Source organism: Serratia sp. P2ACOL2 (assembly GCF_003691565.1).
GTDB lineage: Bacteria > Pseudomonadota > Gammaproteobacteria > Enterobacterales > Enterobacteriaceae > Serratia > Serratia liquefaciens.
In genome coordinates, this window is record NZ_CP033162.1 from 4,808,234 (window position 1) to 4,832,473 (window position 24,240).

The 24,240-nt window shown below is 55.7% G+C and carries 11 protein-coding genes and 2 pseudogenes; 3 read left to right on the forward strand and 10 right to left on the reverse strand.

The window, feature by feature from the left end; all coding sequences use genetic code 11:
- Positions 1-49 precede the first annotated feature (49 nt).
- Together EBA31_RS23150 and EBA31_RS23155 are read right to left on the reverse strand one after the other, a co-directional pair.
- Positions 50-403 carry a hypothetical protein gene (locus EBA31_RS23150; protein WP_122080311.1) on the reverse strand — a complete coding sequence of 118 codons (354 nt, stop codon included), beginning with the start codon at positions 401-403 and terminating at the stop codon, positions 50-52.
- Positions 403-2,922: pseudogene (locus EBA31_RS23155) on the reverse strand (hemagglutinin repeat-containing protein); the annotation flags it as partial. The gene EBA31_RS23150 and the pseudogene EBA31_RS23155, both read right to left, overlap by 1 nt.
- 266 nt (positions 2,923-3,188) lie before the next feature.
- On the opposite strand from EBA31_RS23155, the gene EBA31_RS23160 reads away from it, so the two are divergent.
- The 3 genes from EBA31_RS23160 to EBA31_RS23170 all read left to right on the forward strand — a co-directional run bounded on the left by EBA31_RS23160 (position 3,189) and on the right by EBA31_RS23170 (position 4,183).
- Positions 3,189-3,548, forward strand: coding sequence for a helix-turn-helix domain-containing protein (locus EBA31_RS23160; protein ID WP_122080312.1), 360 nt, complete (start codon positions 3,189-3,191; stop codon positions 3,546-3,548).
- 72 nt (positions 3,549-3,620) lie between these two features.
- Positions 3,621-3,848 (forward strand): SymE family type I addiction module toxin, encoded by a 228-nt coding sequence (locus EBA31_RS23165; RefSeq protein WP_122080313.1) that lies wholly within the window; start codon positions 3,621-3,623, stop codon positions 3,846-3,848.
- On the forward strand, positions 3,845-4,183 hold the full coding sequence (locus tag EBA31_RS23170) for a hypothetical protein (protein ID WP_122080314.1): 339 nt from the start codon (positions 3,845-3,847) through the stop codon (positions 4,181-4,183). The genes EBA31_RS23165 and EBA31_RS23170 overlap by 4 nt, the downstream gene beginning before the upstream one ends.
- Before the next feature lie 40 nt (positions 4,184-4,223).
- On the opposite strand, the gene EBA31_RS23175 is transcribed toward EBA31_RS23170, so the two are convergent.
- From EBA31_RS23175 to EBA31_RS23210, 8 genes and pseudogenes are all read right to left on the reverse strand, one after another.
- Positions 4,224-4,532 carry a hypothetical protein gene (locus tag EBA31_RS23175; RefSeq protein ID WP_122080315.1) on the reverse strand — a complete coding sequence of 103 codons (309 nt, stop codon included), beginning with the start codon at positions 4,530-4,532 and terminating at the stop codon, positions 4,224-4,226.
- A gap of 2 nt (positions 4,533-4,534) precedes the next feature.
- Positions 4,535-13,927 carry a hemagglutinin repeat-containing protein gene (locus tag EBA31_RS23180; RefSeq protein WP_122080316.1) on the reverse strand — a complete coding sequence of 3,131 codons (9,393 nt, stop codon included), beginning with the start codon at positions 13,925-13,927 and terminating at the stop codon, positions 4,535-4,537.
- A 26-nt stretch (positions 13,928-13,953) separates the two neighbouring features.
- On the reverse strand, positions 13,954-15,627 hold the full coding sequence (locus EBA31_RS23185; RefSeq protein WP_122080317.1) for a ShlB/FhaC/HecB family hemolysin secretion/activation protein: 1,674 nt from the start codon (positions 15,625-15,627) through the stop codon (positions 13,954-13,956).
- A gap of 287 nt (positions 15,628-15,914) precedes the next feature.
- On the reverse strand, positions 15,915-17,360 hold the full coding sequence (tldD, locus tag EBA31_RS23190; RefSeq protein WP_046372542.1) for a metalloprotease TldD: 1,446 nt from the start codon (positions 17,358-17,360) through the stop codon (positions 15,915-15,917).
- A 7-nt stretch (positions 17,361-17,367) separates the two neighbouring features.
- The gene (gene nit1, locus EBA31_RS23195; protein ID WP_020832065.1) at positions 17,368-18,228 is read right to left on the reverse strand and encodes a deaminated glutathione amidase; all 861 of its coding nucleotides are present in this window, start codon (positions 18,226-18,228) and stop codon (positions 17,368-17,370) included.
- Positions 18,225-22,038 (reverse strand): annotated as a pseudogene (gene yhdP / locus EBA31_RS23200) (AsmA2 domain-containing protein YhdP). The gene nit1 and the pseudogene yhdP overlap by 4 nt, the downstream one beginning before the upstream one ends.
- Positions 22,039-22,143: 105 nt before the next feature.
- Positions 22,144-23,613 (reverse strand): ribonuclease G, encoded by a 1,470-nt coding sequence (rng, locus tag EBA31_RS23205; protein WP_020832068.1) that lies wholly within the window; start codon positions 23,611-23,613, stop codon positions 22,144-22,146.
- A 38-nt stretch (positions 23,614-23,651) separates the two neighbouring features.
- The gene (locus tag EBA31_RS23210; protein WP_020832069.1) at positions 23,652-24,236 is read right to left on the reverse strand and encodes a nucleoside triphosphate pyrophosphatase; all 585 of its coding nucleotides are present in this window, start codon (positions 24,234-24,236) and stop codon (positions 23,652-23,654) included.
- Positions 24,237-24,240: the final 4 nt, after the last annotated feature.

Genomic DNA, 24,240 nt, shown 5'->3' on the forward strand with positions numbered 1-24,240 from the left:
GGATTTATAGCGTAGAAGCGAAGATCCCGGCCAGTTGACCGGGATCTTTTTATCTAACTAAAGAGCTACTACTTACTGATATATATGGCCTTACACGTATTACGACTTTCGTAATTAACTCATCGGTAATAATTTCAGAGTATAGATATTCGCCTGTAGCATCCTTTTGCAGCTTTATCTCGCTAACATTTTCGGAAAGGTACTTAGACACTTCTTTCCCATTAAACGAGATGACCGTTTGTATCCAGCCAGCCGTAGCACAGAATGAAAAAATAATCTCTAACCCATTATCATCATTGGTTTGATATGCAAAATGTAAATCAGCAACTTCACTAGTTGCCATGGGCTGTGACTCAAAAAAGCCCAATAAATCAATTTCATCAGGGAATGACTTAATAAACATTACTTTTTACCATCTTTAGGAATAGTTGTGACAAATCTACGAGAACCATCAGGCATGATCTCAAAAGCAGTTTCTAATTTAGCCGCCTTTCCTGAAGGGCCAATAAGCAATGACTCCCGCACTTCAAAGGCTTGATTTCCTTTCGTATAGGTATCTACAACATTACCTTTCGTATTTGCTACCTGCTTTAAGTGTTCGGTAAGTACACTGGCCCCTTTCTCATTGGTTTCTAATCCCAAACGATTCATTGTCTGAGCTAACTGAGTAGAGCGATCAGCGTTATGCTCACTACTTTTCACATTGCCAAAGAGATAGTCAAACTTCTTGGGATCAATAACTGTTTTGGTCGCATTTTCAGCGGTACTTGTAGAGCCTGTACTTGGTGTCTTCGTCACGGCCAGAACAGCTTTCGCCGCCACATACTGAACTAACTTAGCTTCACTGGTCGGCACACCGCTTGCCACGATCTCCGCTGCTCTTTGCGGCGTCATTTCTCCATCAGCAGTTAATGCACTGACCGGCACCCCGAAGAACTCGCCCCAGGCAATCAACAGACCTTTAACTGCATCCTGACCTTCTGGCATATCTCCCTGGGCATTTTTGACCAGAGCCGCTGCTATTTCATCCGGTGAAGCTCCACTTTGCAGCATGGAAGCACCGAGCGAGGTTTGCGACATCCCTATGTCTGCCATGCTTTTACCGAAGTCATTCGGATTCAGCGCATTATTCTCCACCGCATTCTTACTGGCTTGCGAAGCCGTTACCGCCCCTGCCGTACTGTCTGAGGCTATCCCCCCTGCCAGTCCTGCCGCCAGTTGGCTCAAAGCACTCACCTCCTGCTTCTCACCTTCTGTCAGGCTGCTTATGTCACGGCCCGGGAACCTTATCTCTACTATCACCCGTGCAGCCAGCTCGCCACCGCCCGCACCCACCGCACCGGCTACCGCAGACTGGTTGTTCAGTTGCGCAGTTATCGCCCCCAGTAACGCATGCGCCATTGCGTTCGCAGCCACGTTATCTTCACCGACCCGCGCCTTGATTTCTCTCGCCAGATACGGTGCCGCTCCGCTCGCCAGGGCGCCGGCCAGATTGTTCCCCGCCAGAGCCTGCAGCACGCCCGTTACGGCTTGTGCGGCCCGCTGCATATCGCTGCCGGTGCCATATTTCTGCATCTCGGCCTGATATTCCGGCGTTTTACGCAACGCTTTCGCATCCAGCCCCGGGTGCTTGTCCTTCGCCTTCTGCAAACCATTGATATCACCCTCGGTACGGACAATATCCATCGTTTGCCCGGCGATCTCGCCGATCAACTGCGCCTGCTTCAGCCGGTTCTGCTCTTTCTCCTTGTCGAAGATCGGCCCGATGCTGCCATTGGCGTTATCCGTATCCCGACTCAGCTGATTTATATCTTGCTGCTGGTTGGCCCGATCGCGAATAACCACGCTACCGCCCGACAACGCAGCCTTGGTCGTGCCTTCTGCGTGCCCTTTATTGCCCGCGCCGGAAAGAACCGCACCCGCCAGATTGGTCAGCAAATCTGATCCCACCGGGCCGCCGCTGCTGATGCTGCCCCCCTGATGCTCGGCCTTGAAATCCGCCTGGTTATGGATATCACTGAAGCCCAGGGTGCCGGTATCAAGACGGTTTTTCTCTGGCGCGGCAGTACTGGCAATAACCGCGCCGTCTAACTGCGTATGCTGGTTAACCTTAATATCATAGCCGCCCTTGCCGGCAAATATACCGGTTTGCTCCTGCACGCTGTCATAATTGCTGTGCAATTTGTCACGGCTCATACTCAGACTCGCCGAGCCGCCGGCACCGAAGATAGCCACACTGACACCACCACTGACGCTGCTTTGTTTGGCGTCATAGTTGTCGCTATCCTGCAGGCTTTGCATTATCAGGTTACCGCCGGCATCCACCTCCACCCTTTCGCCACTGATTTGTGCCCCTGACAAAAGAGTATCCCGGGTACTGCGCGTTGACATCACGCCACCGGTGTCCATCGTTGTCTCAGTCCAAAACGTTCCATCCCCATGTTCACTGCCCTGGCTTTTGTTGGCATTGGCGAAGACGCTCAATCCCGTCTGTTTTCCTAAACCAATGCTGACGCCGATATTGCCGCCGCTGCTCTTGTTGCTTCCTTCGGTCTTCTGAGTATTGGCTGCGCCCAACAGCAAGATGTCACGCTCGGCGGCCAAGGCGGTGTTGCCCGCCACTTTAAACTGACTGCCGACAACGACAATGTCACCGCTTTCAGCGGTATTGCCCTTGCCGGTTGCCGTCACCTGCAGATTATTACCGACACTGAATGTTGAACCGGCGACGTTAGTTTGTTCCTGATGCTGTTTCGACGACGATTTCTGGCCGCCAAGAGAAATACTGACCCCTACCATGCTGCCTTCTTCAGTATCGGTATCGCCGACTTTTGCCAGTCGACCCGCCTGAGCGGCCTGCACGCCGGATAATGCCGCTTTGACCCCCTGCAGGGCAGCCAGTCGGCCGTCGGTCTCCTGCTTGTTTATCCGGTGACGCAGATGCAGTAAGGAGCGGGGACCTAATTCGCAGAAAAGCTACCGCCCTGCTGGGGTATCCCGCCTGCATGTCCCCATGATACCAATGTAAAGGTTCCTCGCTCTTAACAGTTTTGCGAAGCACCCCTCAAATAACAGAACACTATGATGTGTTACTTTATACATTAAGTTACAATGAAAATATAAACACCTTCCAGAAGGTCGCAATCGGGTACTATTTGGGTAATTTCTTTTAACAGGACTCTGTTTCTATGTCATTAGGTGCCCGATTAACTGCGTTACGTAAAAAGCTAGGGCTTTCCCAACAAGCTATGGCAGACATGATTGGAATACATGTAAATAGCTGGAAAAAATATGAAAACTCACTGTCACTCCCATCGCTGGATGCCATCAAAAAGATAGCGATAGCATTGCAGGTCAGTACTGACTCCTTGCTCTTTGATGAACATGAACGTGAGCATATTGATACACTGACATTACAATTCGAAGCTGCCAGTCAGTTGAACGAAAGCGAACAAGCAGTGATCCGCGAAGTGCTGGAAAGTTTGATTATCCGCTATCAAACCCGACGTTGGGACACAGCAAGAAAGATTACAAAAGAAGGGAAATGAAAATAACGCAGTAACAACAGGTTGCACCCTGCTGTTACTGCTCACCACAAGCAACTATACGAGGTAGTTACTATGGCTAGAACAGATTCTACGTCAGAACCCGCCACACCCCAAGCACGCAAGTGCATTGTCGGCTACCGCCCCAACGGCGGCAGACCCAACCCGCCGCCACAGCTGATCCTTGCCGGTCAATGGCTGGCACCGCTGGGCTTTACCACCGGCCAGCGGATCGAGGTGATCACAGGGCCGGGCCAGTTGATCATCCGCGTCACACCCACCACGGAAGGAACTGCCGCATGAACATCACCTTTACCCCAGAACCGATCCCCGAGCTGACGATCACAGGCTGTGTGCTGGCTGAACTGGGTTTTGGCATCGGTGAACCATTGCAACTCACCCTGCGGCCCGATGGGCTGTGGATCACCACCGTCACCGATGACGCCACCTGGAACGCGCTATGCGAAGCCAGCCAGCAGCGGCAAGATTTAGGGGCGGATTGGGTACGGCAGAACGGCGAACTGGTGATTGGTGGGGACTGGCTGACCGGGTCCGGCATCACCGATGCGGAACAACTGGAGATCACCGTCGCACCCGGTGTGATCCGGTTGCAGCGGCGGGAAGATGAGGTTTTTTAAGGCTTAGATACAGTAACCCCGGCCAAGGCCGGGGTTAAACTCAATCAACAAAAGGTGTTATTAAAATACTTTTATGCGTGTTAATAGCCTCGTCGATAATATTCTCCACACTCTCAAGATATGCCGATATTTCTGTATCAACACTTTCAATTTTTAACTTATTAATTTCATTTAATAATTCAATTAACTCGTCATTACTAAATAATTCTTCATCACAATATGTTAGCTGTGATAAAAGCGGATATTTATCTTGATCAGGTTGGGCTAAAAAAACCTCATTACCAGTATAATTTTCTATCAACTTAACCTGTTGATATTTTTCAATATCCCATAATACAATCGTAAACATAATTAGTTAACCCCCGTTCTGCCAGGGAACGTATTAACTAGGTTTCCTTGTTTATCCGTTATTACCGTCATTATCGACGTAGGAACCCCTCCACTTTTAGCATCAATACCAATTGGATGCCCTACATCAACAAAGCGCATGTAATTTCCTGTTGTTTTAGAATATTGGGCAGATGTATTCACTACAGTATCTGATTGCAAGATCGTCTTCAGTTCATCCTTCGTTACGGTGAAGTGTGACTTATTAGAACCCCAATCACCACCGTGTTTCATCCAAGCATATTCTAGCCCTGAGCCTGTCGAACCATCACCATTTCTGAGGTTGACCCTGGACTGAACGATAGAGCCTTTCCAAACTTCCTTCGCAGTATTGGCCGCCGCAGCTTCAGCCTTAGCCGCCGTCGCCTCTGCTGCTGTCTTACCGATACCTACCGCACCGCCAGCCCCAACACCACCCGGCACGATGGCTTCCGACATCTGGATACCGGCATTATTCAGGCACAGCACCACATTACCCGCACAGGCTTGTATCGCCGCCTTGGCTGCTGCCGCTAGTTCCGGAGTCGCTGCTGCCAGAACACCACCGCCAAGACCCGCCGGTAACGCCACCATCAGCGCATCATTCATCGCCAGCCCTTTCTGGCACGACGCTGACCCCGGATTGTCTGCGCAGGACGCGATATTCTTGCCATGCTCCTGCACGAACTTGGTCTGGGCCTCTTCATTGCCACCCAGCAAGTTATTCTCCACCGCATTCTTACTGGCTTGCGAAGCCGTTACCGCCCCTCCAGCACTGTCTGCCAACAGCCCGCCTGCCAACCCTGCCGCCAATTGGCTCAGCGCGCTAACATTTTTCCTCTCAGCTTCCGTCAGCGCCGACGGATCTTTACCATAATACTGCTCGCTGATAATTTTAGCAGCCAGTTCTCCGCCTGCCGCCCCTACCGCACCTGCCAGTGCGCTGTTGTTCGAAACCAATGCAGCCAACGCACCCGCTACCGCATGCGCTGCCAGATTCGCCGCCGCATTGCCCTGCGTTCTCGCTTTGATTTCACGCGCCAAATAAGGAGCCAGCGCACCGCCCGCTGCCGCACCAAGATTGCCACCACTAATCCCACCCAACGCCGCGCTGACGGCTGAGCCCGCCAGCCAAAAATCACTGCCGACCCCGTACTCTTTCATCGCTGCCCGGTACTCTGGTGACGCCTCCAGCATTCTCTCGCGTTCCTGGGCGCTGGCGCTCAGATAGGCCGGATCCTTACTCAGTTTCTCTGCTGCTGCACGCTGCGCCTGCAGCAGCTGTTTGTTGCTGTAGTCGCTCACCAACTGCGTCGCCAGTTGGGTCATTCCTTGGGTAAAGGCCAGATTATCCTTAACTTTCTGTTCATCAAAAATTTTATTGATACGGCCGTTGGCATTATCCGTATCCCGGCTCAAGGTTGCGACGTCCTGCTTCTGTTCTGTCTCATTGCGAATAGTGATAGTGCCTGCGGCTACCGCAGATTGCGTGATACCGGATGCTTTGCCCTTGTCCTTCGCCAGACCGCCACCAGTGGGTCCACTGGTCGAAAGACCAAATCCGCTGCTATTGGCTTTATATTCGGCTTTGTTATCTATCGCATTCCACCCCAGCGTCCCCGTAGAAAGTTGGTTTCTGCTGCTGTCAGCAGTCGACGCTATCACTCCACCATTCAGCTGCGTATGATTAGTGACATTGATCTCAAACCCTTTATCACCCGCAAACACACCGCTTTGATCGCCGACGCTGGCATATTTGCTGTCGATTTTAGTCTGGTTCATATTCAGCGAGGCAGAACCGCTCATTGAACCAAAGGTAAAGCTTGCACCACCGCTAACATCTTTCTGCCAGCTGTGATAATCGTCGGTATCCTGCAAGCTGCCGATAAACAGTTCACCGCCTACATCCATCTTGACCTTGTCACCGAGCAACTGTGCACCAGCAAGCGTAGTATTGCGTTCGCTGCTCGTCCTCAGTTCGTCTCGTGCATTTATCCGTGAGTTAACGTATTCGGTACTCTTACCGTCGGATGCCCCCTTCGATTGATAACCACTGGCCGAAACGCCAATGCCAGTCTCATCGCCAAGTGAAATATGTACCCCTGCATTCCAGCCGCTGCTGTTATTTTTGCTGGTCTGCTCACGGTTGTTTTCTGCGGCATCCACCAGAAGATCATTTTTGGCTACAAGCGTCACCTTGTTGCCGGTGATTCCGCTACCGCTGACTCGGAGATCGCCGCTGGTACCTTTTGAGCCGGTAGCCATAAAGATGGCATCTCCCCCGACAGCCACGTTACTGCCGCGCACCTGGTTCTGTGTCAGTTCAGACTCGGAAACACTCTTACTGGCGCCAACGCTAAGTTGCAACTTCACGCTATTGGAAAACTCACCTTTCGCCAACCCTTGCGCCTGATCGGCATTGGCCTCGGAGTTTATCCAACCAGCGCGGACCGCCTGCACCGCATATAAAGCTTTCAGCCTGTCATCACCGGTTTCATTAGCTCGCTTCAGCGAATCATTAATCGCCAACAAGGTATCGGTTATGGGGCTGGAAACTGACAGCGTTAACCCACTTTGCTTCTGCTCATAACGTTCTCTGTTGCGCAGCGCGTCACTGCCCGGGTCGATAGTGATTTCGCCCGCCACTACGTTAAGGTTCTTATCCGCAATCACATCTGCGCCACTGATATGCACCTTGCCGCGCGCTTCGATATCCACGCTGCCGCCGGTCGAACCTAGGGTGCTGACGCTCTGGCTTTGGGTAGTGCCATCTTCGTTCAATTGATGACGCGAAGATTTACTGCCGAGGGTCACGCCGATGCCGCCGCCGCTGAACACGCCGCTGGTTTTTTTCTCATTCAGCCGGTAACGGGATTGCTCCTCGGTGGCGGCAAAAATACCGATGTTATTGTCGGCCTTTAATGTGACCTGGCCGTCGCCCACCACCGTCGAGCCCCGTACGGTCAGATCGTTAGTGGCCTTGAACAAAACGTTGTCGCCACTTAGTACCGCTCCTTTCTCACGGGTCGCGTAGTCCTCCTCCACCGTATGGGTGGTGGTTTTGGACATAAACCCTTTTTTGACCCTGGTCTCTTCGAAGAAGCTGTAGTCACTTTCAGTGACGCTGTCCACCACGATATTACGGTCGGCGTTAACCACCAAATTGCCACTGACCTGTGCTTGCGTCCCCTTGAAAATGGCATCCTGGTCGGCCTCAACACGCAAACTGCCGCCGGCGATTTCGGTGACCTGTTGGCGTATGGACTCTTTCACCCGCTGCTGGCCGCCGCCATAGCTTGCTTGATACTCCCGGCTTTCCACGCTGTTAAGATTTACGTCTCGCTTGCCACTCAGGAGGATGTCGCTGTCGCTCACCAACATCGCTGCCTGTGAGTTCAAATCATGCTCGGCATGTAGCGTCATATTCCCACTACTGGTGATGATGCTGCGATCGGCACCGCTGCTGATGCGCTCGCTATTACTGGTTTTATCACTGGATTCCGTGTGATTGACAAGCAGGTTGATATCACCCGTCGCCTGCAGATTCATCGTGCCATCAGAGGCGATCCTCGCGCCGATAACATCGATATTTTTGTCGGCACGCATGATCAACGCATCTTCTGCGCTAATGACAGCAGTATCGCCAACTTCGGTACGCGACAGCGACAACGTCTGGCCGCCCTGAGTCCCTGTGGCATCCCACTGGCGAGCCTGAGTTTTATTGATAATGCTGCCATCCAGACTTTCAATCACGACCCGTTTGCCGCTGATGGTCGAGCCGATATTGCTGATATCGCCAATGGCGCTGAGCTGCAAATTGCCGTCGGCGTCGAACAGCCCCTGGTTAAGGTTGCTGATACCCGTTTTACTATTAACGTTCAGCCGTTCACCCCCTTGTAGCGAGCTGCCGTCATTACGAATACTGCCGCCGTTCAGGTTAACGATATTGCCGGTGATCACGCTGCCGTTGAGCTGGGCGGCGTCACCTTTGGCCAAATAGAGTTTTGGCGCCAACACCGTTTGGCCGTTGATCGTTACCTTCTCCCACCAGACGATGCTTTTCTCCAACTGCGCAACCTGGGCCGGCGTCAGGCTAACGCCAAACTGCAAATTCAGGCCGCTCTGCGCTTGTGCGGCGTTGTCGATCAACTGCTGCATCTGCGCCAAATCGGAACCGATACCGTTGAGATAGCGCTTGCCGGTCTGGCTGAGCATGGCGTTGCTGATATAGCGGGTATCGAACGCCGCATCCCCCAGGAACCGATAGTCGTAGTCCGGATTAAGTCGCAGCCGATCGAGGAAGTAGGCCGAACCGATAAACTGTTTTTCATCGGTAAAACGGCGGTCGTTTTCACGCGGAGCGGCACCCGGCTGTTGGCCCAGCATGGCGTAGAGATCGTTGAACAGGCTGTTATCCAACTGCCCCAGGCCGTCCAGTTTCGGGTTGGTGGTGATCAGGTATGGGCTATTGGGATCCGCGCTGACGACAAAACGGCCGCTATCCCCGCCCGGCAGTGGGTAGTCCGCCAAGGCTACGGCGTTATTACCCAGCGAGCCCAGGACCGCCTGCAGGTTGTCTTTCCACTCCGCTGAACCGAAGGCAACGCTCTGATCCGCCGCCAGATCCTGCTGTTGAACACCGCTGATAGCCTCCGGCTGCTGCAGGCTGTCCAACGTTGGTCTAGCCAGGGTATGGCTCAGGCTGCCGGCGTTCGGTGTCACCATGCTGTTGCTGATATCGTCGGTAAAATGGACGTTAACGGCACCACCGGCCTGGATCACGCTGCGATAAACAGCGGTGTTTTCGTTCTGGTACTCTGGCTGTCCGGTTAAGCGGTACTGAATGGGGGTATTGACGTTATCACTGATGTAATGGCCGCTCTTTTTGAAGTCAGCCAACGAGCGGTGCTTGTCGAAATCATACTGTGCGATTTCGCCGTCATAACGGTAATTCAGGTATTTATTCTGACTTCCTGCCTGGGTGCTCTCATTATTCAGCGAGCCGCCACTCAGCGAAATATCACCATTGGCCAGCATGTCGCTGGCAATATTGTCAAAACGCGTAATGGTGCCGACAATGTCCTTTCCTGCGGCAATTCGCCCAGCGCCCCCGTTCGCAGTGACGGTTACGCTGGATGATTCAACCAGGATCTTTTTATCAATGGCAGGCGCTTTAGGCGCTAAATAATAGTAATCATCAACGGAACCGTTGCCATGCCCCATGCTGCCGCCGGTGCGCACCGTTTTGATGTAATAACCGAGCTCGCTTTCAGCCAAATCCCCCAGTTTCATATTGACCAGCGTCTGACCATTCCACAGCGGATCTTTCGCCGTCGTCTGCTTTTCGGTGCTCACCGACCAGCCATCACGCTGATTGAGCAAATGCGCGGTGTTGATCTGAATATTGCCATTTTCGGTCTCGATGGTGCCGGAGGTGTTGACGATCTCACTGTTGGCATTGCCGGCCGCGTCTTTTTGCATCCACAGGTTGTTGCCCGCCAGGACGTCGCCACGCTGGTTAGTGATACGTTCCGCCAACAGTTGCACATCGCCACCGCCGTACAACATGCCGATGTTGAGCAGATGGTTAGCCGCGCTCAGCAGCAAATTGCCGGCGGTACCGATAAACCCGTTATTATTGATGTCGCCACGGCTCAGCAACTGTACCCAGCCACCCGACTGCAGACTGGCGGTGCTGGTTTGCGTGATGCCGGCGGCTTCGATCCGCACGTCGCCGCTTCCGCCGCGCAGGGTACCGGCATGGGTCAGTTGGCCAGCGCTACGCACATCGATGCTCTGGCCCTGGAGGGTACCCAGCAGCACAACATCGCCGTCGCTGCTCAGGGTCAGCTTTTTACCTGCCGCCAAGGTGCCATTCTGGGTGAAGGCTTCCTTTAACGTCAGCGTAATATTGCCCAGCGCCACCAGTTGACCGTACTGATTCAGCAGGCTGCTCACCAATGTCGCATCGCCACCGCTGAACAGCTTGCCGTTCTGGTGGTTATCAATCTGCCGCGCGTTAACGCTCATCTGGCTTGTCGCCAATAGCGTGCCGGTATTATCCAGGCTGCCTGTCTGTAGCGTTAAATTGCCGCCCTGCAGGGTTCCCATATTATTCAGAACATCGAGCGTAAACCGGGTATCGCCGATACCGCTCAATGTGCCGCTGTTATCCAACCGGGTGCCCCTGAACGTCAGGCTATTGGCCTGCAGCCAGCCGAGGTTATTCAGCGAAGGCGCTTGAAGATCCAGTGCGCCGCCGACGATCATTTTGCCTGAGTTGATCAACTGGCGATCCAACCGCAATACGCTGCCACCATCTCCCTGCAGATCCCCAGCGTTGTTTAGCTCTGCCGCCTCTACCCGCAGGGTTCCCAGGCTGCGCACCGTGCCACCAGCCAGGTTATGGAATATGCCGCTCAGCTTGGCCTCCAGATTTTTCTGCCCCTGCAGCCTGCCGGTGTTGGTCAGTTCAGCGGCTTTTAACGTCAACTCGCCCGCCTGTACATGGCCCTGATTGTTCAAGGTCTGCGCCGTCAGATCCATTTTCCCACTGGAGAAGATCTTGCTGCTGGTTTCCGTCTTGAGGCTGTCACTGAGATCCAAATGGATCCCTCCCGTGCCCGCCTGCAACACGCCTTTATGATCCAACTGCTGAGCCGCCAGCCTGATGCTGTCGCCCTGCCATACTCCGTCGTTATCGACGGTCGCCGCCCCTACCGTCAGTTCCCCTTCGCTGAGCAACTTGCCGCTTACCGTGTTGTTCAGATCCTTTTGCAACTGCAACGCCAACTGCCGTAGACCAATCAGATTGCCGCTGTTGTTCACCGTGTTGGCCGTGACGGTGGTCGCCGCACCCTGCGCTTCCCCCTGATTGCTGATGCTGTCGGCCGAAAGCTGTAATGCGCCTTCGCTCAATACCTTGCCGTCATTATTCAGCGTAGCAGCCGTCAGTTTCAGTGGCCCCTGGCTCAGCACTTGCCCACTGTTGTGCAACGTCTGTTCAACCGTTGCCGTCAGCCCATTTTCCCCCAGGGTGCTGCCAGTGTTGGCCCAACCTTGTACGCCGATATCAATGTTCTGTCCCTGTAGCTTACCGGCGTTATTCAACCGTTCCCCCTGCAGCGCCAACGCCCCCCCGGCCAGCACTCGCCCTGCCACGCGGTTTTGCAGATCTTTCGCTGTAATCTCCGCCAGCCCCTTGGCCTGTATCAGCCCACTGTTCTCCACGTCTTGCGCCGTGAGCTTCATGCTGTTTGCCGCGAGGGTGCCGGTATTGTTCAACGTTGGAGCCTTTAACGTCAGCGTATTGTCCGCCACCAGCTTGCCCTGGTTGTCCACCTTTTCACTAAAGCTCAGCTCTACTCCGGAGGCGCCGATCTGCCCACTGTTGATCAGGGTAGTGCCATTCACCGTCAGCCGTTTGCCGGCCAGCAGTTCGCCTTGTTGATCGAGCCGATTTACCTTCAGCGTGAAGCCATTATCGGCCTGCAGATGCCCTCGCTGGCGCAGTGAACCACCGCGCCAGTCAATGTTAAGTGCGTTGATTTGGCCGCTGTTATCGGCAGTCGCAGCGGAAAAGTTCAAATCCCCCAAGGTGTTAAACACGCCCGCCAACTGCGCATCCTGCGTAATTTTTAACGCCATGCCCTGTTTGGCCTGGGTGCGGGCGCCTGCGGTGGTCGACAAATTCTGGCTGTCCATCGTCAGGGCGAGTTCGCTGGAAAGCAGCCCACCCAACCGCACGTCATTAGCCTGAATGACAATATCGCTATCACTCAGCAGCAATGAGCCTGCAACTGTGCTCAGTATGCCGCCGTTGAGGGTGATGCCCTGTTTGCCGCTGGCGCGGCCCGCCAGCAAGAATTCCCCGGCCTGTACGGTTAAGGGGCCATCTGCAGACAGGGAACCTGCCACGTTAAGCTTGTCGCGCACGCGCAGCTCAAGCTGCTGCCTGGCCCCGATGGCCCCCTGGTTATCGACGCTTTTGGCCGTAATCCGCTGAACACCGCCCGCTTGCAGCTGCCCCCGATTATCAAGCCGTTCGCCGATCAGCGTCTGCGTGCCCTGTGCCTGTATCCGCCCGCTGTTGTCCAGGCCCTGTGTCTGAATGTGGCTGTCGCGGTTGGCGGCCAGCTGGCCGCTGCTGCTGAGGTTATTGGCTTGCAGGTGCAGATCGCGCCCGGCGGTCAGAACGCCCTGCCAGTCGCCGTCACCGTTAAGCGTCATATTGATGTCGCCTTCGGCAGTCAGGCTGCTGTCTTTAGCGCTGCTCAGGGTGTCTGCGGTCAGCTGCAGTTTGCCGTCAGTACTGGCTTTGCCCGCCTGCAATTTGCCTGCGGCGGCAAGCTGCATATCGCCTTTGGCGTTCAACGCGGCCTTGTCCAGAGCCAGTTCACCCCGGCTGTTCAGGCTCATCGCCTGGCCAGTCTTATGGTTGCCGCTCAGCGTCATTCCTGCCGCCGTAGCATTCAGGCTCCCCTCTGCCAGCGTATTATTCAGCCGCAGTTGCCCATTGGCATCCAATTGAATATCGCCCTCACGCGCGTTGAGGTTGCCGAGGTTGACCCCAACGCCTTTTTCACTGGAGACCAGGTGGATGCGGTTGGCGTACATGCCACCAAGCGCACCAGTATCAATCGCCACCTTGGGCGCGTCGCCGCTGCCTGCAATCGCCTTGGCCTTGCCGGTAGCATCTACCCGGTTGGCCCCGAGCGTGATGCTGAGGTCCTTGGCGTGCAGTTGCGCGTTAATCTCGGTTGCGCGGGCGATCAAGGCAAATTTTTCGCTCTTGCCGGCGTCCAGCCCTTTACCCTGAATGGTGATTGCCCCCTGGGTGACTTCCAGCGCCTGCAGCTTGCCGTCAGCACCCAGCACCGGCTTGCCGGTCGTCAGCGTCGCGTTGGGGGTATTGATAAAGCCGCAGCCGTCGCAGGTGATGCCATAGGGGTTGGCAACCATCACGCTGGCCTGCTTGCCCGCGACCTCCAGGTAACCGCGCAGCTGTGAGGGGTTCGGTGCCACCACCTCATTGATGATGCCCTGCGCTTCCCCGCCGGCCTGCAGGTTGGGGTTGTTCTGGATCAGCCCGCCAAGCTGGCTCTGATTGAGCTGGCCAGTGGCGTTGTTGAGGATCGTCCCCTCTTTGCCAACGTTGAAATCGTTGTATTTGTTATGCGAAATACCGGCCTGGTTCGGCGTGGCAATATTGATCACCGGCACACCATTGGCGGCCTGATCCACTCGGGTATTGCCTTCGGCTACGTTAATGCCCTCGGCCAGTACAGGCAGCAACGGTTGCCCCGCCAGCAATGTGCACAGGGTATAACTCAGCAGGCGCTGCGTGGTATTAAGGTTTTGATTATCATTATGTTTCATCCTTGAAACCTTCCTGTGCGTTAGCGTTAAATTACGATATTGACCCGGTAATAGACCGAAACACGATCCGGCTTCATTCCATCCGGGTAAGCCAGTGGCCAGCCGAAGGTCAGTTGACTGCTGAAATAGCGGCTACGGCTCCCCAGACCCAGGGCGCCGCCCCACAGCGTCCCCGAGGCATTGGCATCCAGCGCGTCACGGTGCAGATAGCCGCCGTCCACCGCCACCAGGGCGTTAACACTGCCGACATACGGCAAGGTCACCAGCGCCCGGTTAACTTCATTACGCCAGTAGCCGCCATTGTCACCGGAAAGATACTGCTCCTTGAAACCACGTACCGAGCTCTCACCACCGATAGTCAGACGTTCGCTGCCGTATAAGCGGTGATTACTCCACTGGCTGTACAGGCTGGTGAGGTAAGTCCAATCCTGTGCCAGCGGCAGGTAGTAGCTGCCGGAAAGCGAAAGTTTATGAAATTCGGCGCGGGGGGCTTCCTTGATTTTTCCGCTGTCGTTCTCTGCCCCTAGCCACGGCACCCCGCGGCTGTAAGCCGGGTTCAGGGTGGCGAAACCGCCCAACAGCTTTTGGCTGTGGCTAACACCCAGCGTCACGCTGGTCAGTTTGCGGCTGCTGCTTTCCAGTCGGGTGTCATTGAGATAATTGCGATTGATGCGGTGCGTGACCCCCAGCGACAGGCCGGTTTTCATTTCGCCGTCACGGAACAACACCCGCGAAACGCCCAACCGATGGATCTGGCTGTCACCGCTGGAACGCCAGTCAAAGCCTTGGTTGTTGAGGGTAGCCAGGTAGTCGCTGTAGGAATAGTTGTAATCCAGCGTCCAGTAGCCGTAAGGCAAGCTGAGGCCGGCCTGCACGCTGCGCGCATTGTGATCGTTGGCAAAATCGCTGCTGCGGGCACCGGCGACAAACCATTGATCCGCCAGCCCCAGCAGGTTATTGCCGGTCAGCGATCCGTTGATCTGACCGGCACCGGTACTTTTTTGCCCGCTGTTGTCGAACCCTGCCCCCAGCGTCAGAGGAAACTCAGGTTTGGCGCTCAGATTGACCACCGAGTAACCCGGCCGGCTACCCGGCAGAATTTCTATCTGTACCGGCTGCTGACGCAGTCGGTTGATCTGTTCCATGCCTTGTTCGATATCACGCAGATTAAGAATATTGCCCTGCAGGCCCGGGAAGGCCATTTTCAGCATGCGATCGTCTCGTTGCTCCAGCAGAACGTTCTCCAGCTTGCCCTCCAGCACCAGCAACCGCAGCTCGCCGCGCGACAGATCCTGTTCGGTCAGGAATGCGCGGCTGGTGATATAGCCACGGTTGATATACCAATCGGAGATCTGCTGCACCAGCGTCTGGACTTGGCCCAGATTCAGACATTGCTGCAGATAAGGCTGCGTGAGTTTACGTTGTGCACTGGCGGGCAGATGAGCCGCGCCTTCCAGCCGGATATGGGTGATGCTAAAACAAGGTCCGCCAGCGTTGGCGTTGGGTGATGCAGGGGGCGGCAAGGCCGGCGTCAGGCTACGTTGCAGCTCCTGCCGCTGCTGCTGGTTTTGCTCCAGCAATTCACGCTGCTGTTGTTGAATGGTGTCACGATCTGCCGGGCTAAGCAGGTTAGCGCACGCCGCGGAGGAAAAGAAAATGCACAGCAAAGCTGTCGAAAGCCGTTGAGTCACTGAATCCATTCAGAAGATCATCCGTGTGTTTTTTCAGCATTTTAACGACGGAAGGAAGAATGTAACAAGCTGTGAATCATTAGCTGGAGAGGCAATTAGGGCAATCGATACAGAAAGCTCTTAGAGAAAACCGCAGAAAATAGCTTCAAATAGTTAAATCTAATTTATTGATTTACTGAGGCTGGGAAAAACAGTGAATCGCTCTTAATTTAAGCAAAGCCAACTCATTGCCGTTAATGCGATGCAGGCCGCAAAATGGCGTTTGATAGGGGCCGGGATCCGGCCCCAGGAGACGGTTACGCGGTACCGCCAACGGTCAGGGTGTCCAGCTTCAGGGTCGGTTGGCCGACGCCCACCGGCAGGCTTTGCCCCTCTTTGCCACATACACCAACGCCTTTATCCAGCGCCAGATCGTTGCCGACCATTGAAATCTGCTGCATCGCCTCGATACCGGAGCCAATCAGCGTAGCGCCTTTCACCGGTTTAGTGATGCGGCCATTTTCAATCAAATAGGCTTCGGTGGTGGAGAACACGAACTTGCCCGAAGTAATGTCCACCTGACCGCCGCCGAAGTTAGGCGCATACAGCCCGTACTCGACGCTGGCGATGATCTCTTCCGGCGTCGACTTACCCGCCAGCATGTAGGTATTGGTCATGCGCGGCATCGGCAGGTGCGCATAAGACTCGCGGCGGCCGTTACCGGTCGGTGCAACGCCCATCAGGCGCGCATTGAGCTTGTCCTGCATGTAGCCTTTCAGGATGCCGTTCTCAATCAGCACATTGTACTGACCCGGTACGCCTTCGTCATCGATAGCCAGTGACCCACGACGCCCTTGCAGAGTACCGTCATCCACCACGGTGCAAAGCTCGGAGGCCACCAGTTGGCCCATCTGACCGCTGAACACCGACGTACCGCGACGGTTGAAGTCACCTTCCAGGCCGTGGCCTACCGCCTCATGCAGCAGTACGCCTGGCCAGCCGGCGCCCAACACCACCGGCATATTGCCCGCCGGCGCCGCAACGGCAGACAGGTTGATCAACGCCATGCGCACCGCCTCTTTGGCGTAGGCATCGGCGCGAACGTCACCCTCGACGATTTCCAGGAAATAGTCATAGCCAAAACGACCACCGCCGCCGCTGGAGCCGCGCTCACGCTTGCCGTCTTGTTCCACCAGCACGCTGACGGACAAACGCACCAAGGGGCGCACGTCCGCCGCCAGGGTGCCGTCAGTAGCCGCGACCAGGATCTGCTCATATACGCCGGTGATACTGGCGCTGACTTCCTGTACGCGCTTATCGGTAGCGCGGGCCACCTTATCAACGCGATGCAGCAAGGCGATTTTTTCTTCACGCGGCAGGCTTTGCAGCGGATCAAGCAGCGGGTACAGCGCCTTATGGCTGATTTCGCCCAGGGTATGTACCTGGCCGTTGCCCTTGTCACGTACGATGCTGCGCGCCGCCTGAGCGCTCTGCTGCAAAGCGTTCAGGGTGATCTGATCGGCATAGGCGAAGCCGGTTTTTTCGCCGCTGACGGCGCGTACCCCGACCCCTTGGTCGATATTGTAAGAACCATCCTTGATAATGCCGTCTTCAATCACCCAGGCTTCATGGTAGCTCGACTGGAAATAGAGATCGGCATAATCGAGGCGGCGTTCTGCCAGTTGCCCCAGGACGGAAAACAGGTCTTGGTGGCTCAACTTATTCGCAGCAAGTAACTGCTCACTGACAAACGTCAGGCTCATAATTTTTTCACTCTTTAATGGAGGAGTTTTTTTCAAACGGCGCCGTCAGCGACATCTGGAATCTGTTGTGTTGCAACACCGGCATCTGCTCACGAATCGTTTTGAGGCCGGTAGTGTCAACCCGCACTTTCAACGCCGAGACCGCATCCGCGTTTTCGGCCAGCACCTTGCCCCAACCGTCTACCGCCAGCGAGTGGCCCCAGGTGCGGCGAGTCGGGCCATGGCTGCCGACCTGCGCCGGCGCGAGGATCACACACTGGTTTTCAATCGCCCTTGCGCGCAGCAGTATTTCCCAGTGCGCTTCACCGGTCACGCGGGTAAAGGCTGCAGGCACGGAAATCAGTTCAGCGCCCTGCGCTCGCAACGCCTGGAACAGCGCCGGGAAGCGCAAATCGTAGCAGATGGTCATGCCAAGCCGACCGACCGGGGTATCCACTACCGTGAGCTGTTGGCCATGTTGATAGGTGTCCGACTCACGATAATGGCCGTGGGAGTCGTTAATGTCCACGTCGAACATGTGCAGTTTGTCGTAACGCGCCCGGATCTCGCCCTGATCGTCAAACAGCAGGCTGCTGGTAGTGATAAGCGCAGGATTTTCGCGGCTGACCAGCGGCATGGAACCGACCAGCAACCACACGCCATAGCGTCGCGCCATTTCACGCACCGCGTTTTGCAACGGCCCGTCGCCCTGTTGCTCCGCATGCTCACGATAGGCCGCAGAGTTGGCGAACAGCAGCGCATTCTCCGGCGTCATTACCAGTTTTACCCCGGCATTGAGCTGCTTAATCTGCTGTTCAATCTGGGCCAGGTTGTCACGCACCCGATCGCCACTGCACAACTGTAACAACGCAACGTTAGCATTTCTCATGACGCCTTATCCTCCTTTGGCTTACGCAACACCTCATTGATCTTCGGCTGATCCAGGCTGCCGCCGATATGGTAACGAATCAGCGAAATCTTGTTCCACAGCGGCCCCAGCACTTTGGACGCGGCAAACACCGCAGCACCGACAATCGGGTTAATCACGAATGCCGTCGCCACGCCGACGGTGGCTGAAATTTCCGGCGCCACCACCGCTTCCATATCAATCTGCCGACGCGCCAGGTCAATTTGCCCGCTCATGGCAATATCCGCTGCCAGCCCGTCAACCAAAAGGTTATCGGTATGCATTATGCCATCTTTCAACCACGAGGTGCTGCGGATGGAGTCAAAGTAGAAGCCTTTGCCGAAGGTATCGCTGAAATCGAACTGTAGCTTGCGTAACAGGGCATCGAAGCTCACCAGACGCAACAGCTGGCCGGCACGACCGCCGCCCATGCTGTCGATTTCGCCCTTGCCCATATTGATTTTCAGCGCGCCACTCAGGGTATTCAACTGCGGTTTCCACGGCTGGCCGCGCCAGTAGAGATCGAAATCGACGTCATAAGGTGCGCCTTTCAGCGGCGTGGTGATGCCGAAGAAAGCCGCGGTTTCATCAATTTTGGCACCCAGCAGTTTACCTTTCAGCGAGCTGCGCTCTTCCTGGGCATTCTGTTTCCACAAACCGCTGGCGGTCATGCGCCCTTTGCCGGTATCGACTAACCCGTGCGTCAGCAGGAGGGTATCCCCCTGATTGGTCAAATCAGCCTCAACCTTGCCGAGGTTCTGCCCCATCACCCAGCACGACTTACAGCGCAGCATCAGCGACGGCCAGTCGCGGAAGGAAACCTTGTCTGCGGCCACCTGCGCAGCTGCGGTCGCCGTCGGAGTGCTCTTAGCGGCGTCAAACTGCGGGTTGTAATAGAGATAATTGATATCGGCGCGCCACGGCCCCCGGTCCGCCACCCGCAAACTGCCGTCAACCTCATCGCCCTTGGCGCTGACCAGCGTGGCCCCCAGCTGCTTCTCTGCCGACAGCGTCAGCTTATGCCACGCCTGACCGCCTAGCAGCAGCTGTGGCGTTTTTAGTGCGACGGTGGTCGGGAAGTTAAATCCGCCCACCTTGCCCATACCGCCACTTTGTTTCAGCGCCGGTGCCATCAGGCCCAGCCATTTCTCACCGTCCAGCGGCGGCAGGTTAAGCGTCAGCGATTTTCCGTTCGGTAGCGGTGGGATCCCACTACCAGCGGTCTGCCAGGCCGCCCGTGCCAGCGTGACTTGCTGTTTGGCGAAGGTCCATTCGCTGTTGAATTTGTTTTGTTTGCCAGCACTGCCGGTCAGCATGAATCCATTCAGGCCACCTTTCACTTTTACGCTCAGCGGCAATGGCTCACCCGCCGGTTTATCTAATGGCGAAGGTAAGTGACTACTTACTTTCTTAAGATCCGCATCAACGCCAATGTCATAGCTGGCCGCGCCCTGATGAGGCAAGACGATGGCCACCTGACCCTGCCAAGGGGCGCTGCCGCTCAGTGCATCGCTCACTTCCTGCGGGATGCCAGGGAATTTGCCCGGCTGCCAGTCAGCTTTCAGGCCAACGTTGACCTTGTAATCGTTTTTCCCTTCCTGAGTGTTGAAATCCACCGCCACCGGCTGTCCAAACCAATTGGCAGACAGGGTATCGCTGCTCAGGTTGCCGTTATCAAAACGGAACTTGCCGCTGACCTTTTGCAGCTCACTGTCGATAGGCTTCACCAACAGTGAGTTATTGTTCAGTGCAACTTCACCGGTGGCGCGCACCAGCTCGCCGTTCAAGGGAATATCAAGGTGTAAGCGCCCACTGACATTACCACCAATCTGCAGTTCGTCCAGGGCCGAGCCCAATGAATCGTGCAGCGGAGTCTGTTTGAAATAGTCATGGATTTCCCCCCCTGACCCGCGACCTCGGCATCCACCAACAAACGCTCTTTCAGGTAGTCCGGAATGACGGCGCTGACATTTTTGCCATCGACTTTACCCAATTTGGTTTGCGGAGCGTTCATCCACAGCCCTTCATTGGCGAAGTCGAGATCGATAGCCAGATCGGTCAACGCCGGCCAATCCGGTTGGAACTGGAAGGTGGAATGACGCAGCGGGACAAACACCTCAAACTGACCTTCGTTTTTGCGGTATGGGAAATGCTGCGGATCGCCGTTGTAGATCAGCGTGGCGTTATCCACCTGCCCACCCTGGATGGCGCCGCTGAGGTAATCCACCAGATGCTTGCCCATCAGGGGCTCAGGGAAGTAGCGCCAGGCGTCCGCGCCGTCGTACAGGCGGATACCTGCCAGAATATTCAGCCACGGGTCGCCTTTGGCCGGCTGCTGATAGCGGAAGTCACCGTTAACCCACAGCGATTTGGCTTTCACATCCAGGTTTTGGCTCGCCAGTTCCCAGCCCTGGTCATTGTTCTGCCAGGTCAGAGCCCCCGCGCGCTGCTGATTTCCAGAGGTGCCCGGAACATATCGCCATACGGCAAGGTGCTGTTTTTGAGATCAAGCTGCAGACGACCATTTTCCACACCGCCACTCAGTGCGCCGGAGAAGTGATTCACGCCGGGCAACAGTTTCCAGTGCTGCCAGCTGACATCCTGCCAAAGGGCCTGGAAACGCGTTTTTTCCGGTTGTTTCAGCGGGATATCCAACGCCAGCGCGTTGACCTTGCCTTGCGGCTGCAGATCGTTCCAGCGATCCAGCACGTCCGGGCTGAGGAAAGAGAAGGTCGGCAGTAGCGCGGCCAGGCGCTCAAGCTGAATGTCAGTGGCGCGCACGCGAAGCTCTTCGGTTTGCCCTGGGCCCAGGAACTCGGTGTTTTCCGGCAACCACAGCGCAGACAGTTTACCCTGTGGCCAGGCCTGACCGTCGGTGGCCAGGTTCAACTGCGGAACGTCCACCTGCCAGCCGGTACCCTGACGGCTGAGCGTCAGCGCCAGGTTGTCCACGTCGAGCCGATGAGCTTGAGTCCCCACGTTCCAGTTGGCCGCCCCCTGTTTCAGTAATGCACTGCCGGTGGCGATTTCACCATTTTGGATCTGCAGCCAGGCCGCCAGACTGAAGTCTGCGCTTTCCAGCCCGGTATTGGCACGCAGCCAACGGGTGAACCAGGGCTTCATATCGATATTGTCGGCCTGCATATAGACAGTGCCGGTATTCAATAGCCCTTGGTTATCACGCAGATCCATGCGCAGTTGCACCACGCCATGCTGACCGTTCAGCGTCGACAGGCTGATCTGCCCTTCTGCCCGGTGACGATCGCGGCCGTTCAGCCAGGTCAACTGCGGGATTTCGAATTCGGCACGCGCGCCGGCGGGCGTCAGGAATGAGATGCGGCTGTCGCGCAGGTCGAAATGATCCAGCTGATGCAGCAGCAAATCGGTGATTTTACCCGGTTCGATGGTGCTACCCTGGTGCTCATCGCCGCCCAGCGTGGTGTTAAGATCGAACTGGAGTTGGTGAAAGGTAAGATCGCGGAACTGCCAGCGCCAATGCAGCAGCGATTGCCACACGTCCAGCGCCAAGGTCACGCGTTCAATCTTCAGATTGCTTTTGGGCAGCGTGGCGCGCACGTTGCGCATTTCAAGCTGTGGGCCAAAAGTTTCCCAACTGCCCTGGATGAAATCGACCTGTACGGGCACGCCGGAGAGGCTTTCAACCTTTGCCAGCAATTGAGGGCGATAGTTGTTCAGTTCAGGCAGCGCCAGACGCAGCCCGCTGATCAGCAACGCCACGATGACAATCAGAGTGGCGCCTGTAGCTAACAAAATCCCAGGCAGTCGCCTCACGCAGTTCTCCTTGCTTCCGCTGCCTGGCAACGGGAATATCTATGCACGATGGGGCTCAGTATGCTGAGCCCCACTCATGTCTGACTTTAGCCACCAACGGGTGAACTACATCATGACAACGTCAAATTGTTCCTGGCTGTATAAAGGTTCGATTTGTACCTTCACCTGCTTGCCCACAAAGATTTCCACTTCGGCCAGCGCATGGGACTCTTCGCTTTTCAGCGCCTCACCCACCGCCGCAGAGGCGTAAACCAGGAAACGATCTGAATCATAAGCATGGTGCACGCGCACAATTTCACGCAAAATTTCGTAGCACACGGTTTCCACTGTTTTCACCGTGCCGCGTCCCTGACAGGTAGGACAATCGTTACACAGCACATGTTCAATGCTTTCCCGTGTACGTTTACGCGTCATTTCCACTAAGCCTAGCTGAGAGAAGCCGTTGATCGTGGTTTTTACCCGATCTTTACTCAGCGCCAGCTCCAGCGAATGCAATACTCGACGGCGATGTTCTTCATTATTCATATCAATGAAGTCAATGATGATAATGCCGCCCAAGTTGCGCAGCCGCAGTTGGCGGGCAATGGCCTGGGTCGCTTCGATATTGGTGTTGAAGATGGTTTCGTCGAGATTGCGGTGGCCGACAAAGGCGCCGGTATTGATATCCACGGTCGTCATCGCCTCGGTCTGATCGATGATCAGATAACCGCCGGACTTCAGCTCGACCTTGCGCTCCAGCGCACGCTGTATCTCGTTTTCGACGTCGTACAGATCGAAGATTGGCTGGCTGCCGGTGTACAGCTCCAGCTTGGCGGTGATATCCGGGATGTACTCACCGGTAAACTCCACCAGCAGATCGTGGGTCAGGCGGGAATCCACGCGGATCCGGTCCAGCGCCGCGCCGGCGAAGTCACGCAAAATGCGCTGCGCCAACGCCAACTCACCGTATAATTTGTATTTGGTCTGGTTGCGTTTTTTACGCTCCATCACCTTGGTCCACAGGCGTTTGAGGAAAGCGGCGTCCTGCGCCAACTCTTCTTCGCCAATACCTTCAGCCGCGGTGCGGATGATAAAGCCGCCCAGCTCATCACAGTAACCGGCCACCGCTTTTTTCAGGCGATCGCGCTCGGCTTCACTTTCTATACGCTGCGAAACGCCAACGTGCGCCGCCCCTGGCATAAACACCAGGTAACGCGAAGGCAAAGTGATGTCGGTGGTCAGGCGTGCGCCCTTGGTACCGAGCGGATCTTTCACCACCTGGACCATCAGATCCTGTCCCTGGCGCACCAGTTCGGCAATGTCACGCACGTGGAAATTTTTCTGCTCATCGCCGGCGACACATTCCGTGTGCGGCATGATATCGGAAGCGTGCAGGAAGGCCGCTTTATCCAGGCCGATATCGACGAATGCCGCCTGCATGCCCGGCAACACGCGGCTTACGCGCCCTTTATAAATATTGCCGACGATGCCGCGCTTGGATTCGCGTTCGATATGGATCTCTTGCAGGATGCCGCCATCAATATAGGCAACCCGCGTTTCAGACGGTGTGATATTAACCAGTAGCTCAGCTGTCATGCCTTCTCCTCAGAGCCGGTCGATAATGGCAGCGCCCATCAACCGGTTCTTACATCACGTAATGCGACAAAATTACTGAGCAGCTCATGTGTTTCGACTAACGGCAGGCCCATCACCGCATGATAACTCCCGGTTATCGTTCTGACGAAACAACCACCCTTTCCTTGAATTCCGTAGGCGCCCGCTTTATCCATCGGCTCGCCCGTAGCAATATAGTCGCAGATATCCTGCTGTGACAGGTTGCGGAATGTCACGTCCGTCACCACCAGTTGGCACAGAACGTCATGGCGATCGGCGATCGCCACCGCAGTCATCACCTGATGCTGTTTACCCGACAGCGCCGCCAGCATTTGCGCCGCGTGCGTCTCGTCCTGAGGTTTTTCCAACACCCGGCCATTGAGCACCACAATGGTATCGGCACCCAGCACCGGCCACGCCTGCGGTGCCAGCGCCACGCCGGCTTTGGCCTTATCCTGCGCCAGACGGCGCACATAGGCTTCCGCGGATTCCCCTTCCTGCCGCTGCTCTTCGGTATCCGTCAGGATAACTTCAAAGGGGACGCCCAACAGGGTCAGTAATTCATGTCGACGGGGAGAGCCGGAGGCCAGATAAAGCGAAGTCATTGTT

Coding starts and splice junctions, on each gene's coding strand:
- EBA31_RS23210 (WP_020832069.1), bottom strand. CDS start 24,236: ATGACTTCGCTTTATCTGGCCTCCGGCTCTCCCCGTCGACATGAATTA.
- EBA31_RS23165 (WP_122080313.1), top strand. CDS start 3,621: ATGGCTAGAACAGATTCTACGTCAGAACCCGCCACACCCCAAGCACGC.
- EBA31_RS23160 (WP_122080312.1), top strand. CDS start 3,189: ATGTCATTAGGTGCCCGATTAACTGCGTTACGTAAAAAGCTAGGGCTT.
- nit1 (WP_020832065.1), bottom strand. CDS start 18,228: ATGAGAAATGCTAACGTTGCGTTGTTACAGTTGTGCAGTGGCGATCGG.
- EBA31_RS23185 (WP_122080317.1), bottom strand. CDS start 15,627: ATGGATTCAGTGACTCAACGGCTTTCGACAGCTTTGCTGTGCATTTTC.
- EBA31_RS23175 (WP_122080315.1), bottom strand. CDS start 4,532: ATGTTTACGATTGTATTATGGGATATTGAAAAATATCAACAGGTTAAG.
- EBA31_RS23180 (WP_122080316.1), bottom strand. CDS start 13,927: ATGAAACATAATGATAATCAAAACCTTAATACCACGCAGCGCCTGCTG.
- tldD (WP_046372542.1), bottom strand. CDS start 17,360: ATGAGCCTGACGTTTGTCAGTGAGCAGTTACTTGCTGCGAATAAGTTG.
- EBA31_RS23170 (WP_122080314.1), top strand. CDS start 3,845: ATGAACATCACCTTTACCCCAGAACCGATCCCCGAGCTGACGATCACA.
- EBA31_RS23150 (WP_122080311.1), bottom strand. CDS start 403: ATGTTTATTAAGTCATTCCCTGATGAAATTGATTTATTGGGCTTTTTT.
- rng (WP_020832068.1), bottom strand. CDS start 23,613: ATGACAGCTGAGCTACTGGTTAATATCACACCGTCTGAAACGCGGGTT.